The sequence below is a fragment of the Erwinia sp. AK-PDG3-5 genome, assembly GCF_056821705.1.
Genome location: NZ_CM165967.1, coordinates 4,312,154 through 4,325,709, shown reverse-complemented (window position 1 = coordinate 4,325,709; position 13,556 = coordinate 4,312,154). Strand labels below are relative to the sequence as shown.

At 55.5% G+C, this 13,556-nt stretch carries 17 protein-coding genes; 9 read left to right on the top strand and 8 right to left on the bottom strand.

Features of this window, described 5'->3' with window-relative positions; translation table 11 throughout:
• Positions 1 to 39 precede the first annotated feature (39 nt).
• Together AC1UKS_RS20250 and AC1UKS_RS20245 are read left to right on the top strand one after the other, a co-directional pair.
• Positions 40 to 351, top strand: a complete 312-nt coding sequence (locus AC1UKS_RS20250) for a type II toxin-antitoxin system HigB family toxin (RefSeq protein WP_482437057.1) — start codon at positions 40 to 42, stop codon at positions 349 to 351.
• On the top strand, positions 348 to 764 hold the full coding sequence (locus tag AC1UKS_RS20245) for a helix-turn-helix domain-containing protein (RefSeq protein ID WP_482435024.1): 417 nt from the start codon (positions 348 to 350) through the stop codon (positions 762 to 764). Before AC1UKS_RS20250 ends, AC1UKS_RS20245 begins: the two co-directional genes overlap by 4 nt.
• Positions 765 to 859: 95 nt before the next feature.
• On the opposite strand, the gene AC1UKS_RS20240 is transcribed toward AC1UKS_RS20245, so the two are convergent.
• Positions 860 to 1,639, bottom strand: coding sequence for a HalD/BesD family halogenase (locus AC1UKS_RS20240; RefSeq protein ID WP_482435023.1), 780 nt, complete (start codon positions 1,637 to 1,639; stop codon positions 860 to 862).
• Between the two features lie 151 nt (positions 1,640 to 1,790).
• On the opposite strand from AC1UKS_RS20240, the gene AC1UKS_RS20235 reads away from it, so the two are divergent.
• On the top strand, positions 1,791 to 2,816 hold the full coding sequence (locus AC1UKS_RS20235; protein WP_482435021.1) for a Gfo/Idh/MocA family protein: 1,026 nt from the start codon (positions 1,791 to 1,793) through the stop codon (positions 2,814 to 2,816).
• 58 nt (positions 2,817 to 2,874) lie between these two features.
• Here the strand turns inward: AC1UKS_RS20235 and AC1UKS_RS20230 are convergent, their stop codons facing one another.
• Together AC1UKS_RS20230 and AC1UKS_RS20225 are read right to left on the bottom strand one after the other, a co-directional pair.
• A complete protein-coding gene (locus AC1UKS_RS20230; RefSeq protein ID WP_482435020.1) occupies positions 2,875 to 3,291 on the bottom strand; it encodes a nucleotide triphosphate diphosphatase NUDT15 in 417 nt (138 codons plus the stop codon).
• Positions 3,292 to 3,328: 37 nt separating this feature from the next.
• Positions 3,329 to 3,748, bottom strand: coding sequence for a winged helix-turn-helix transcriptional regulator (locus tag AC1UKS_RS20225; RefSeq protein ID WP_482435019.1), 420 nt, complete (start codon positions 3,746 to 3,748; stop codon positions 3,329 to 3,331).
• A 115-nt stretch (positions 3,749 to 3,863) separates the two neighbouring features.
• Here AC1UKS_RS20225 and AC1UKS_RS20220 point away from each other — a divergent pair, with 115 nt between their 5' ends.
• Entirely contained in the window at positions 3,864 to 4,721 is an 858-nt protein-coding gene (locus AC1UKS_RS20220; protein WP_265909822.1) for an SDR family oxidoreductase, read from the top strand.
• A gap of 3 nt (positions 4,722 to 4,724) precedes the next feature.
• Here the strand turns inward: AC1UKS_RS20220 and AC1UKS_RS20215 are convergent, their stop codons facing one another.
• Both AC1UKS_RS20215 and AC1UKS_RS20210 read right to left on the bottom strand, forming a co-directional pair.
• Complete coding sequence (locus AC1UKS_RS20215) at positions 4,725 to 5,147, bottom strand: MFS transporter (RefSeq protein ID WP_482435018.1); 423 nt, start codon at positions 5,145 to 5,147, stop codon at positions 4,725 to 4,727.
• Positions 5,147 to 5,497 carry an MFS transporter gene (locus tag AC1UKS_RS20210; RefSeq protein WP_482435016.1) on the bottom strand — a complete coding sequence of 117 codons (351 nt, stop codon included), beginning with the start codon at positions 5,495 to 5,497 and terminating at the stop codon, positions 5,147 to 5,149. The genes AC1UKS_RS20215 and AC1UKS_RS20210 overlap by 1 nt, the downstream gene beginning before the upstream one ends.
• A gap of 144 nt (positions 5,498 to 5,641) precedes the next feature.
• Between AC1UKS_RS20210 and AC1UKS_RS20205 the strand changes: the two genes are divergently transcribed.
• Positions 5,642 to 6,226, top strand: coding sequence for a YceI family protein (locus AC1UKS_RS20205; RefSeq protein WP_482435014.1), 585 nt, complete (start codon positions 5,642 to 5,644; stop codon positions 6,224 to 6,226).
• A gap of 69 nt (positions 6,227 to 6,295) precedes the next feature.
• Here the strand turns inward: AC1UKS_RS20205 and dld are convergent, their stop codons facing one another.
• The 3 genes from dld to umuD all read right to left on the bottom strand — a co-directional run bounded on the left by dld (position 6,296) and on the right by umuD (position 8,950).
• Complete coding sequence (dld, locus tag AC1UKS_RS20200; protein WP_482435013.1) at positions 6,296 to 7,990, bottom strand: D-lactate dehydrogenase; 1,695 nt, start codon at positions 7,988 to 7,990, stop codon at positions 6,296 to 6,298.
• A gap of 143 nt (positions 7,991 to 8,133) precedes the next feature.
• Positions 8,134 to 8,517 carry a hypothetical protein gene (locus tag AC1UKS_RS20195; RefSeq protein WP_482435012.1) on the bottom strand — a complete coding sequence of 128 codons (384 nt, stop codon included), beginning with the start codon at positions 8,515 to 8,517 and terminating at the stop codon, positions 8,134 to 8,136.
• Between the two features lie 13 nt (positions 8,518 to 8,530).
• Entirely contained in the window at positions 8,531 to 8,950 is a 420-nt protein-coding gene (gene umuD / locus AC1UKS_RS20190; RefSeq protein WP_482435011.1) for a translesion error-prone DNA polymerase V autoproteolytic subunit, read from the bottom strand.
• A 523-nt stretch (positions 8,951 to 9,473) separates the two neighbouring features.
• Between umuD and tssB the strand changes: the two genes are divergently transcribed.
• From tssB to tssL, 4 genes are read left to right on the top strand one after another with little or no spacing between them, the layout of a single operon-like run.
• Positions 9,474 to 9,971, top strand: a complete 498-nt coding sequence (tssB, locus tag AC1UKS_RS20185) for a type VI secretion system contractile sheath small subunit (protein WP_482435010.1) — start codon at positions 9,474 to 9,476, stop codon at positions 9,969 to 9,971.
• Between the two features lie 28 nt (positions 9,972 to 9,999).
• Positions 10,000 to 11,547, top strand: a complete 1,548-nt coding sequence (gene tssC, locus AC1UKS_RS20180; protein ID WP_482435008.1) for a type VI secretion system contractile sheath large subunit — start codon at positions 10,000 to 10,002, stop codon at positions 11,545 to 11,547.
• 18 nt (positions 11,548 to 11,565) lie between these two features.
• The gene (gene tssK / locus AC1UKS_RS20175; protein ID WP_482435007.1) at positions 11,566 to 12,903 is read left to right on the top strand and encodes a type VI secretion system baseplate subunit TssK; all 1,338 of its coding nucleotides are present in this window, start codon (positions 11,566 to 11,568) and stop codon (positions 12,901 to 12,903) included.
• Complete coding sequence (gene tssL, locus AC1UKS_RS20170) at positions 12,900 to 13,553, top strand: type VI secretion system protein TssL, short form (protein ID WP_482435006.1); 654 nt, start codon at positions 12,900 to 12,902, stop codon at positions 13,551 to 13,553. The genes tssK and tssL overlap by 4 nt, the downstream gene beginning before the upstream one ends.
• The last annotated feature ends 3 nt before the right edge of the window (positions 13,554 to 13,556 follow it).

Genomic DNA, 13,556 nt, shown 5'->3' with positions numbered 1-13,556 from the left:
GCGAGAATGTTGCCAAAATGGAAACTTAAGGGGCAGGGAGTGCATGTCATATCAAAAAGCCCGTTTACAGCAGCGGCACGAAAATACCCTACAGCCAACTCTGCCCTGACATTGCTTTATCGTCAGCTATGCAAGGATGACTTTCCCTCACCAGATGAACTCAAATGTCTTTATCCGAGTCTGGATCGGATGAAATATAGAGATAAGTGGTGGGTCATTGATGTTCTGGGAAACCACATCAGGGTGCTATTTTTTGCCGATTTTGAGCGGGGTAAAATCTTCATTAAGCATATTTGCTCACATTCGGAGTACGACAAATTAATCAAAAAGTATCGGGAGTCACGCCAATGATTACTGAAGCCCTTTCCTGCTCGAGACAGCTTATGAATGCCGTTCCGCTGCTTGCGGGTAGCCATGAACGTTCTGATTATGAGCAGGCACTCAGCCTGGCGGAGTATCTGGTTGAACACGACCCGGATAATCCGTTGCTGGAAATCCTGTGCAATAAAATCGATCTCTATGAGGGCCTTTCTGAGGAGTTTTCGGATTTCAATGCCAGCCTTAAGGCCATCCCAACAGGTGTAGGGGTCCTTAAAACCTTGATAGATCAATATCAGCTTAAACTGAGCGATCTGGAGGAGGAGATTGGCAAGAAATCGCTGGTCAGCCGTATTCTCAGCGGCGATCGAAAGCTGACTATTGAACATATCAGAGCGCTGTCACGGCGTTTTTCTGTGCCGGTCGAACTGTTCATTGATAAATAAGGTGCAGGGCTGAATGACATCAGTCCTGCACAGCAAACAGAGAGCAGGAGAGCAACATATTGTCCGAAGCGGATCACCTCGCGGTGTTCCGGCGATTACAAACGGCCGTAAAAGGTCATGCGGGCGGTTTCGGACAGGGCAATATCGGGCTGGGCATTGTACGCCAGCACCACTAACATCCGGCTGGTATCGCCTTCGGTTGGCGTGACGCGGTGCAGCGCATTGCGACCGCGGAACAGCACCAGGTCGCCGGGATTAATCGCCAGCTTTTCGACCGGCTGCTGCTGGTGCAGCACCTTTTCCACACCCTCGAAATTCATCTCGCCCGCTTCTGCATTGCGCAGATTGCTGACGTATTCAAACACGCCGCCGCCCTGCGGTTTCTGGATCAGCAGGGTGATAGCAAACGACGAGTTATCGAAGTGCCAGCCCAGTTCCTGGCCGGTATGCGCATAGTGCAAATTGATGGAGGAGAGGGGATCCGCATAGGGATACAGCTGCTGCTCACCCAGCACGCTGCACAGAAACGCTTTAAATGCCTCGGCGTTATACAGCGTGCACAAAGGGGAGTGCTCGGGCACCTGATCATCCGTGATGCAGCCTTTGGACGAGACAATCTGATGGTTGCGCGGATGATCGGCCGCATAGGCGTCATCCGGCGCTTTCAGATACACGTTGTGCTTGCTGGCGGTGTAAAACGCCAGATGCTGCTGCGCTTCACCTTCCTGGCGTATGGCGTCCAGCGCGTCGGCAGTCAGAAAATTTCGCAGGACCAGCGCACCGCTGTCGTCCAGCGACGCTTTGCAACTGGCAAGGTATTTGGCATCCATAATCGGATGGGAGGACAAATTGATAATCGGGGCCAGCTGGGTCATCACACGCTCATCGTCATCAGTTATCAGGATTTCTTACTCTACTGCCAGTTGGTCTTGCTCACCAGATATTCACCGTGCCGATTCGCTGTTTTGTCGTTAACTGACTAAAGTTAAAAGCTAAATTGTGATCAACATCCAACAGGAGCCACGAATGCGAATTGGACTTGTGGGATACGGCACCGGCGGTCAGAACTTTCATGCACCGTTTATTACCGCGGCAAAAGGCGTGGAGCTGGTGGGGATCGTCGCCAGAGCACCGGCCACCATTGCCCGCGTGAAGGCGGATTTTCCGGATGTCCCGATCTATCCAAACCTGACGTCGATGCTGGAGGCCGGCGTGGATATCGTCACCATCACCACCCCCCCGCAAACCCGCCGTGAGCTGGTGCTGGAAGCGATTGAGGCGAGCGTGGCGGTGATTGCCGATAAGCCGTTTGCGCCGGATGCCGCCACCGGACGCGAACTGGCCGCCGCCGCGAAAGCGAAAGGCGTGGTGTTGGGCATTTATCATAATCGCCGCTTTGACGCAGATATCCTGACGCTGCGGGATGTGCTGGAACAGCAGCGCGTCGGCAAGCTGTGGCGGCTGCATAACCGCATGGATCTTGACGATCCCCATACCCTGGAAGGCGGCGAAACCGGCGGCCTGCTGCGTGATATGGGTAGCCACCTGGTCGATCAGGCGGTGTGGCTGCTTGGGCCGGTGAAATCGGTGCTGGCTCAGACTGATAGGGTCGACCGCCCGGAAGGCCAGACCGATGCCAGCTTTGTCATCACCCTGACGCACACCAGCGGCGTGCATTCGCATATCTCTTCCAGCAAGCTGAATCACCTGGCCGCGCGCGATATCCGCGCCTATGGCGACCAGGGCAGTTACGTCTCTAACGGCACGGACGTGCAGGCCAACGCCATCTTTGCCGGAAAACGTCCGGCCGACGATCTGCAAGGCTGGGGCTATGAAGATCGGGCGCTGTGGGGAACGCTGCGCACGGCGGCGGGTGAAGAACGCGTGCCGTCAGCGCAGGGCTGCTATCACGCCTATTACGAAGCTTTCGCCAGGGCCGTGCGGGAAGGGACCGCACCTCCGGTCACGCCCGAGCAGGCGATTATGACGCTGGAAGTGCTGGATGCGGCGTTGCTGAGCGCCAAAGAAGGGCAGCTGGTGACGCTGGAATAAGCGGCTCAGCGGCCTGCTGCTAACAAGCTGGCCGGATGCCTCTGAAGACATCGGGGCATCAGCAGCCAGCCAGCAATGGCAACAGTCCGCCTTCCTGAAGCAGTGTTTCCAGTGGGGCGAACAGCGGCTGCGGCAATTCATCGGCGGAACACCATTCCCAGCCAGCACATTTGTCGGGTTCACAGCGCTGCGGCGTGCCGCGAATGTCTTCTGCCAGCATAAAAAGCGTAACGTAGTGTTTCTTCTCGGCGATAAAAAAGTCGTTAGTGAACGCGACCTTAGCCAGTTTTCCCACCACTAGACCCGTCTCTTCCAGCACTTCCCGACGCGCACACTCCTCTGGCGTTTCGCCAAATTCCAGGTGTCCGCCGGGCGCTGACCAGCTGTCTGCGCCATGGCTTCCCCTGCGTCGGCCCAGTAACAGCCTGCCTTCCCGCACAATCAGTACGCCTACGCCAATTTTGGGCTGGGTCATTTCTGTCTCCTTCGAGGGCCGGGTGAATCCGCCATTGTTAGCCAGAAGCTTTCTCAACGTCGCCAGCATACTGGCGGCGATGATCCATAATCTGTTGCAGGTTCATCTCAATCCAGTCTGCTAACCCGATCACCTGGCCCCGCACCTCATGCCCGCTTGGCGAAAGGCGGTACTCAACGTGTGGCGGGATCACGTCGTAGGCTATACGCTCTACAAAGCCATCCTCTTCCATAAATCGTAACGTTTGCGACAGCATGCGTTCACTGATGCCGCCGATTTTTCTTCTCAGTTCGCTAAAGCGCAGCGTGTCATCCTGCAAGGCGACGAGGATCAGCAGGCTCCAGCGGCTGGTCAGCCGTTTCAGCACGTCGCGTGAGGGGCAGTTGGCATCGAACAGTTCACCCCGGCGAAACTTTTCGCTGAGCGAGTCACAGGCCGGATCTTGATTTTTTTTCACACTAACATTCCTGTAAGTACTTACTTTTGATTAGTGTATGGCATAGGCTGGTTGGGTGAAAGCGATTTCGGCGGCAGCGGCCGCCACACCTTATTAAAATTCACAGGAGATAATCATGATTGCTGTTACCGGTGCGACTGGCCAACTGGGCCGCTTAGTGATTGATGCTTTACTGAAAAAAGTGCCTGCCGCGGAAATTATTGCCGCCGTGCGTTCGCCTGAAAAGGCGGCGGATCTGGCGGCGTTGGGCGTGCAGCTGCGCCAGGCCGACTATGCCAAACCCGAAACCCTGGCCAGCGCCTTCAGTGGCGTGGAAAAAGTGCTGCTGATCTCGTCCAGCGAAGTCGGTGCGCGTGAGGCGCAGCATAAAGCGGTGATCGCCGCGGCAAAAGAGGCGGGTGTGTCTCTGCTGGCCTACACCAGCTTGCTGCATGCGGACACCAGCCCGCTGGGACTGGCAACGGAACACCGGGCCACCGAGCAGGCGTTGATTGCATCAAACGTGCCTTACGCCATATTACGTAACGGCTGGTATACCGAAAACTATGCCGCCAGCATTGCGCCGGCCATCACGCACGGCGCATTTATTGGCGCAGCAGCCGAGGGCAAGATTGCCTCCGCCAGCCGCAAGGATTATGCCGAAGCCGCTGCTGCGGTGCTGGCTGGCAATGAGGCTGCGGGGCAGATCTATGAGCTGTCTGGCGATACCGCTTACACCCTGGCGGAATTCACTGCCGAGATTGCCCGCCAGAGCGGCAAAGCCATCCAGTATATCGATATGCCACAGGCCGATTTCTCCGCCGCGCTGAAAGGCGCAGGCCTGCCGGACTGGCTGGCAGAGATGCTGGCGGATTCTGATGCCGCAGCGGCGAAAGGCGGTCTGTTTGATGACAGCCACACCCTGAGCAAACTGACCGGACACCCGACCACCCCGTGGCAGGATGTGGTCAAAGCGTTCGTGACCAAAGGCTGATGATTACGGGAGAGTCTGACTCTCCCGTGCTTCTTTATGCTGGCTGGCGTGGAATCGCCATAACACTGGCACCACCAACAACGCGATCGCCGCCGCGCCACAGAAAATCCCACTGCGATTGCCAGGCATCAGCGCCATAAAAGAAGAGCAGAACTGCCCGGAAAAAATTGCCATCGACAGGTAAGCCAGATTTTGTCCCCGGCGACTGACCGGGCTGTGCTCAACCACCAGATGATTGACCAGCGGCACCGACAGACCAAATCCGCATCCCATCAGAATGCCTGCGGCGATCAAGCCACCGGGATCGGAAGAAAAAGCCAGCAGCAGATGCGCGGCAGCATAGGCCACAAACGCCAGATACAGCGTCGTAAACTCCCCCAGTACCCTGACGGCGCGCGGCATCAGCCAGGCGGCAACCACCGCCATCAGCGAAATAAATGCCAGGCAAACAGATACAAACTGAATGGCCAGCGCCAGCCTGCCGTGGCCAGCAACCCGCCAAAGAACAGGAAAATCACCCCACCCAGCTCAATCGACATGCCCTGACGCGCAATCATCTTCAGCCGCTGTTCGCCGCTAAAGAAGCTGGAAAGCAGCCCGGTTCCGGCTGACATCACTAGCGCCGTTGACCCTCCTAACAGAAAACGATCGGCGAACAGCACTGCCGGATGCAACAGGAACGCCCCGGCGGCGCCTAACGCGCCATAGCTCAGCAGACCCACCATCCGTTTTGACGATCGGCTGGAAGGTTTACTGCGCGCGTTATTACAAACCAAAGCGGAAATAGAATCCCTGGCGGGAAAGTAATTTCGCGTGTCGGCTAATCTTTTTGACAGACCCGGTCAAATATCTTCACTATCGGTACAGAGATTAATCTTGCACTATCAGCGGTACACTTCGCGAAAATAAAGGCTAGATTGATGTCCTTAATCAAAAAAATGTCCGTTCCGTTATTAATTACCGCTGCGTTATATTCTCAGTTCTCTGCGGCTGCTGTTGAAAGCTATGCGATGGATTCAGGCCACACCTCGGTTGTCGTCTCCTGGACGCACTTTGGTTTTTCGCATCCTACAGCTGATTTATCGGGCATCACCGGTAATATTGATTTTGATAATAGCAACGTGGCGAAATCAAAAGTGGATGTTTCCATTCCGGTTGACACCATTAATACCCATGTTGATGCGCTGACCACCGAATTTAAAGGTGCTGAGTATTTCGACGTGACTAAATTCCCAACCGCGACCTTCAAAAGCACCAAAGTGGTCAGCAAAGGGAAAAATAAAATGGACGTTTACGGCGACCTGACCATCAAAGATATTACCAAGCCGGTGATCCTGCACGCGGTGCTGAACAAGCAGGGTATGCATCCGATGGTGAAGAAGCAGGCGGTTGGCTTTGATGCCACCACCACCTTCAAGCGCTCTGATTTCAAGCTGGATAAATATGTGCCAGCCGTCAGCGATGACGTGAAGCTGACTATTTCTACCGAAGCTTACGCGAAATAAGCTTTTTCAGTGCGGAAGGCCTGCTTTCCGCACTGCTTATCGTCCTCTTCTGCGATTTCCCTGCCTGGGCTACAACCAGAATTTCTTCTTACTGGTTTTGCCAATCCCCGGATTACAGCTGTTGGTCGGATCGAGCTGACGCATATGCGACTCATGTTCACAGGACGCGTGATAAAGATGGCCGACGTTATGCTCCGCCGGATATTTCGCGCCACGCCGATCGAGGTATTCCAGCACATCATGTTTAAACGCCAGCGCATCCACGCCAGGTTTCAAAATATAGTCCTGATGATTCACAAAGCAGAAGAAGTGCCCACAGCACGAGTCTTCCTGTACCTGATCCTGCAACGCCTGCGGTAATTTAATTCGCCATTCCGTATCGTTTCGACGTAATGCCACGTCAAAGGCTACCAGCCGCCGATCGGTATTAATGCCTTTATAGTCGCAATACGAGATGGTGCAGCCGCCGACGCCGAAACGCACCAGGAAAGCATCCCGCTCTTCGCGCGCGTCGCAGGCAAAATACTGACCCGACCGATTGGAGAAAAAGGTGTGCAGCAACCGCTGCAACTCATCGGCATGGCGCGCTTCCGCTTTGATCATCAGATGGTGCTCAAAACGCTCGCGGTAATCGAGAATGCGTGGCGCAACTCCTTTTGGCGTCACATTGTTGGCAAACTGCAGCACTTTATCGACAAAGTTTGCAGGAAGGATCTTCAGGTTTTTTACCCGTATATCCCATTTCGCTTTGTTAGCCATCAGCTGCGGCAGGGCTTCAGGACCGAAGCGGTTGATCGCCCAGTACATATGTTTGGCGTAGCGCACGGTCAGGTCAAACGCATCGCGGTGGATATATTCCGCCTGGAGCGGCAATTCCGACAGCCCTTCCAGCAGATAACGCCGCAGGGCAACCAGCTCGGTTTCATCATTGGTGCCGATATAAAAGGTGCGGGTGCGGTCGCTGGCATCGAACGTCGACAGGCGCACCGCGAAGACCGCGATCTTGCCGGCACTGCCGGAACTGTCATGCAGGTACTGCGCGTTGCCGTTGTAGCGGGTTGGCGTGTCGGCATCGACATTACGCAGGATTGCGGCGTAATCATCGGCCCAGATTTTACCTTCCCAGTCTGGCGCCGTGCCGGTGGTGAACTGCTGCGATTCCAGGTTAGCAATCATCTCTTCTGGCGTGCTGCCCAGCTCAATACCCAGATGATTGACCAGTTGCAGTGAGCCATCCGCATTAATACGCGCGAACAGCGATTTTTCCGTGAAGGCAGGTCCACGGCGGATCAGCGAGCCGCCAGAATTATTACAGACGCCGCCGATAACCGACGCGCCAATACAGGATGAACCGATCACCGAGTGCGGTTCTTTACCGTGAGGCAGCAGCGCCTTTTCCAGTTCGGTCAGCGTGCTGCCGGGGAAGGCAAGGACCTGGCGGGCCTGGTCGATCACCTGCACCCCTTTCAGCCTGCGGGTGCTGACAATCACCACCTCGCGGTCGTAATCTGCGCCATCCGGCGTTGAGCCGCCGGTCACGCCGGTATTGGCCGCCTGCATCAGAATGATGGTGTCGCAGGCGACGCAGGCCTGCAGCACTTGCCAGAGCTGCATCAGCGTTTGCGGAATGGCCACTGCCAGCGCGTTGCCGCCGCCGACGCGGAAGCCTTTGGTGTAATACGCTTTGCTGTCCTCACGGGTCAGCACCTGCTCTTTACCCAATACCTGCTCCAGCCGGGTAATGACGCCTGAATCCTTCACCATCTGAACTGCTCCTGAATGTAACCTGTCCAGCAGCGGCCGCGCTAAGGCCGCCGCCTGATTGGGCCTGAAGGTTCCATACTACAGAGCACATCGGCAAAAAACTGTGATTTCTGTGCGGCTGCTTTTTACCCATACCGCTGATTTTACAGGCAGGGACGCGGTGCCAGATAAGTGGAAACCACTTCACGAATGGCCACGCCTATCACCGTCGCGTCATCCAGCAGCTCACCTTCAATGATCTCGCCGTCATCGGTGACCAGCTGTGGCGGATTTTGCCTGACCCGTGCCCAGCTGCAGCTGCCATCCAGCTCTACCAGCACGCGGCTGCCGGCAACCGCCGGACGATAACGGTCAATAATGCACAGCGTGCCGTTGCAGGAGGTCAGGTAGCAGTCGTGATTCGTCGGCACCAAATCGTGCAATTTACTGAACAGAAATTTGATTTCGTGGCGCGCAGGAGAGGGAAAGCTGGCCGCATGAGAAGCCAGTACCTCACCCGTAACATCATGTTTAATCAACTCAGTCATACCGGCCTCTGTGTTATTCCATCGCTTTTATGGTGAAGGTCACCACGCCAAATATCTCCAGCTTATCTTCCCCGGACAACACAATCGGTGCCCAGCGTGCGTTCATCGCGATCAGCTGCACCGTGGGCCGCAGCTGCAATTTTTTTACGGTGAACTCACCATCGATAGCGGCGACCACGATATCGCCATGGCCAGCCGTCAGTGAGTTATCCACCACCAGTAAATCGCCATCGTTGATCCCGGCATCCTTCATTGACTCGCCGCTGACTTTAATAAAGTAGGTCGAGTCTGGACGCTGGATCAGCAGGTTATTGAGATCGAGACGCTGACCAACATCATCCCCGGCCGCAACAGGCGCCCCACAGGGCACGCGGGCAAGGAACATTGGCAGATGCAGGCTTTCCCGCACTTCGGCAAGCTGGATAAGATTCATGGTGGTGACTCGCAAATTTACTGTATATAAATACAGTATTATCATTTGCGGTCAGCGATCAAGTCCGTTAGCGCGGTTTTTTAGCGTAAGAATGTTAAATATTTGTTGGATAGGGATTAATTTCGTTTTAGTCCCATGCTGAGGTGCTCCTTACTTATCAGCCTCCCATACTGTGTATCGCGCAAAAGGTCCACTCAATATATAGGTGAATTAATTTTACTTTTGGCAATAACTTATTTAAATAGTTAAATTTATGTTATTTATTTGTCGGCGGCGCTTTCTTTCGTACTACATTTTGTGCGGTATCATAATAATTTATTTTTTTTAGAATAATCCTATGGCGCATTAACTATTCTAATCAGCAACTTAACTCAAATTGTAGGAAAATTCCTAACAAAATCAGTGGCTTTTGAAGGTCATTAGATATTGCTCACATTTAACAGACTCCTATATAGTTTGCCTGTAAACACCGGGGGAGTGTGCCTGGTGCCTGCTTTCTGCGCCCATTTTTACAGGAATAAATATGAGCAACTCTTATCAGAACGAAATCCCAAAAGCGCGTGTAAATATCAAACTTGATGTCCACACCGGTAATGCCCAGAAAAAAATGGAACTGCCGCTAAAACTGCTGGTAACTGGCGATTTCAGTCACGGTCAGGAACAGCGGGTACTTTCTGAACGTGAAAAGATCAACGTTAACAAGAACAACTTCGACAGCGTGCTGGCAGAGTTCTCCCCGGCCCTCAACATCTCGGTAGAAAACACCCTCGCCGGCGATGGCAGCGAAGAGAACGTCAAACTGATCTTCCGCGAGATGCAAGACTTCACCCCGGAGCAGGTCGCCCGACAGATCCCCCAACTCAAAGCCATGCTGGCGATGCGCAACCTGCTGCGCGACCTGAAAGCCAACCTGCTGGATAACGTCACCTTCCGTAAAGAGCTGGAAACCATTCTGAAAAACCCGGCCCTGAGTGACGAACTGCGTAGCGAACTGTCTGCGCTGGCGCCTGAAAAAGCCTGATCCCCCTTCACGGAATGATATAGAGAGAATGCTGATGTCTGTTCAAAATGAAACCTCCTCTGCCGGTGCCACCACCGTGCTGGATCGCCCCGTTGCGGGCGGCGTATATGCCTCACTGTTTGAAAAAATCAATCTCAGCCCGGTGACGCATCTCAGCGACCTGAATATCTGGCAGGACAATCAGGCGATGTCCGATGCCAGCGTCGATGAGCGCGTCACTGCGGCGATGAAGGTGCTGGTTGAGTGCCTGAATCAGTCAGGTTCAACGGTTGAGAAGCTCGATAAAACTCTGCTGGACCACCATATCGCCCAGCTTGACGGGCAGATCAGCCGTCAGCTCGATGCGGTAATGCATCACGACGCGTTCCAGCAGGTGGAATCCTTGTGGCGCGGCCTGAAGTCGCTGGTCGATAAAACCGATTTCCGTCAGAACGTGAAGATCGAAGTGCTGGACCTGTCGAAAGCGGACCTGCTGCAGGACTTTGAAGACGCGCCGGAAATCATCCAGAGCGGGCTGTACGCACACACCTATATTGCCGAATACGACACCCCTGGCGGCGAGCCGATTGGCGCACTGATCTCTTCTTACGAGTTCGACGCCTCGGCGCAGGACGTGGCGCTGCTGCGCAACATCTCGAAAGTCGCGGCTTCCGCACATATGCCTTTTATCGGCTCCGCCGGCCCGCAGTTCTTCCTGAAAGACAATATGGAAGACGTGGCGGCAATTAAAGATATCGGCAACTACTTCGATCGCGCCGAATACATCAAGTGGAAGTCGTTCCGCGAAACCGACGACTCCCGTTATATCGGCCTGGTGATGCCGCGCGTGCTGGGTCGCCTGCCGTACGGCCCGGACACCGTGCCGGTGCGCAGCTTTAACTACGTTGAAGAGGTGAAAGGCCCGGACCACGATAAATACCTGTGGACCAATGCCTCGTTCGCCTTCGCCGCCAACATGGTGAAAAGCTTTATCAACAACGGCTGGTGCGTGCAGATCCGTGGCCCGCAGGCCGGTGGTGCCGTCCAGGATCTGCCGATCCATCTGTACGACCTCGGCACGGGTAATCAGGTGAAAATCCCGTCTGAGGTGATGATCCCGGAAACCCGTGAGTTTGAGTTCGCTAACCTTGGCTTTATCCCGCTGTCGTATTACAAAAACCGCGACTACTCGTGCTTCTTCTCCGCCAACTCGACGCAGAAACCGGCGCTGTACGACACCGCCGATGCCACGGCCAACAGTCGCATCAACGCACGTCTGCCGTACATCTTCCTGCTGTCGCGCATTGCGCACTACCTGAAGCTGATTCAGCGTGAAAACATCGGCACCACCAAGGATCGCCGCCTGCTGGAGCTGGAGCTGAACACCTGGGTGCGCGGGCTGGTCACGGAAATGACCGATCCGGGTGACGAGCTGCAGGCATCCCACCCGCTGCGTGATGCCAAAGTGATTGTCGAAGATATCGAAGATAATCCGGGCTTCTTCCGCGTCAGGCTGTTCGCCATCCCGCATTTCCAGGTGGAAGGCATGGACGTCAACCTGTCTCTGGTTTCCCAGATGCCAAAAGCGAAAGCGTAAGGCGAGGGGAAATCAGGGATGAAAATTTACCGTCCGTTATGGACTGAGGGGGCCATGCTGGCCCCACAACAGTTTCAGCAGCAGGCTCGCTGGAGTGAGCACGTTGCCGAGATGGTCGCCCGGATGGGTATTTCTCATCCCTGGGGCGTGGTTGCGGCTGAATTTGATGATGCCGCGCTGGCTCTCTCGCGCCTGAATGCCACCCGTCTGGTGGTGCGTTTTCAAGACGGTACACTTGTTGATACCGACCTGGCAGACACGCTTCCCCCAGTCTGTGATTTGTCTGTTGCAGTCGGCAGTGGGGCTGTTGACGTGGTTGTCGCGCTGCCGCTACTGAGCGCCAGTGGCGGTAACCTCGATAATGGCCAGGACAGTGAGCGCCCGCGTCGCTGGAAAACTGAGCGGGTGGTGGTGCAGGAACTTGCCGGGCATGAAAGTGGTGAGCTGGCCATTCTGCGTAATGCGCTGACCCTTCGTCTGTCCAGCCAGAAAAACACGGCATACCTGACCTGTCCGGTGGCTCGTCTGGTACGTAATGCTCAGGGGCAGTGGAGCAGGGACCCGGCATTCATCCCGCCGATGCTTTCTATTGCTGCAAGCCCGCTGCTGACTACCGAACTGGGTGATTTGCTGATCCGGCTACAGGCCCGCCGCCATCGCCTTATGGCCATGCGCCGTGAAAGCAATGAGCGGATGGCCGACTTTGCTGTCGCGGATGTCTCCCTGTTCTGGCTGCTCAATGCCCTGAACAGCGCCGAGCCGGTGCTGACCGAACTGCTGCAGACACCGGATCGTCACCCGGAGCTGCTGTACCGCGAAATGACCCGTCTGGCAGGTAGTCTGCTGACGTTCTCACTGGAACATGAAGCCGGGGATATTCCTGTTTATCAGCACGATGCCCCGGAACAGGTATTCCCTCCGTTACTTGTACTGCTCTATAAGCTGCTGGAAGCGAGCCTGCCGTCGCGGGTGGTGAGTATCCGCCTGGAGCATCAGGACCAAATCTGGAAAGGTGCCCTGCACGATGCGCGCCTGCGCGAAGGGGCGGACTTCTACCTCTCAGTTCGCTCTTCCATGCCGAACCATGAACTTCAGACGAAATTCCCACAGCTGTGTAAAGCGGGCAGCTTTGATGATGTGTCAGAGGTGGTGAATGTGGCCCTGAGCGGAATGGTTATCAAGCCGCTGACCCATGTTCCAGCCGCTATCCCGTTACGTCTTGAGAACCAGTATTTCTCACTGGATCTGAGTACTGAGGCGGCACGCGCGATGCTAAATATGGGCAGTTGCACGTTCTATACCCCGCGCTCTTTGGGGGATGTGAATCTTGAACTCTTTGCGGTACTGCGCACATGAATAAAACCGAACTCAGCCAGATCGAACGACTCTTCTACCCTGGCTGGCTGATGGCAAGTCAGCTGCGGGGCGGTCAGGAAGTCCGTGACGGGGAAGGCCTATACCGCCGGGCCTGCCGTCTGGTGCAGGAGGTGAAAGCGGCGCTCACGGAGGCAGGATACAGCGACATCAGCCGTGACCATATGGTGTATGCCCTGTGTGCACTACTTGATGAGAGCGTGATGAACCGGGGAACCACCGATGATGGTTACCTGATCTGGCGTCGTGACCCGCTGCAGGCACACTTCTTTGGCACTCTCAATGCAGGCGAAGAATTGTGGGAACGGATCCGCAACCTGCTGAAAGAAACCGCTGCTGACGCGGCCGTCCTGACCTGTATGTACCGGACCGTGCAGCTGGGGTTCGTGGGGCAATATCGCGCCCAGGATGATGAGCGTCGGGAAGATATTGTTCGCGAACTCGCGGAACGGGTGCCGGCCTTCACGCTGGCACAGGACGCTCCCATTGTCGCCCGGGCCTCAAGCCTGCGCAGTGGCAGTCGCGGGTACTGGCTGACCTGGGTTGTGGCCGCTGTCGCCCTGGCGGCTCTCTGGTTCTTCCTTTCGTCTTCGCTTACCGACCTGGTAAGCCAGACCGTCAGGCCGGGGTAAGCG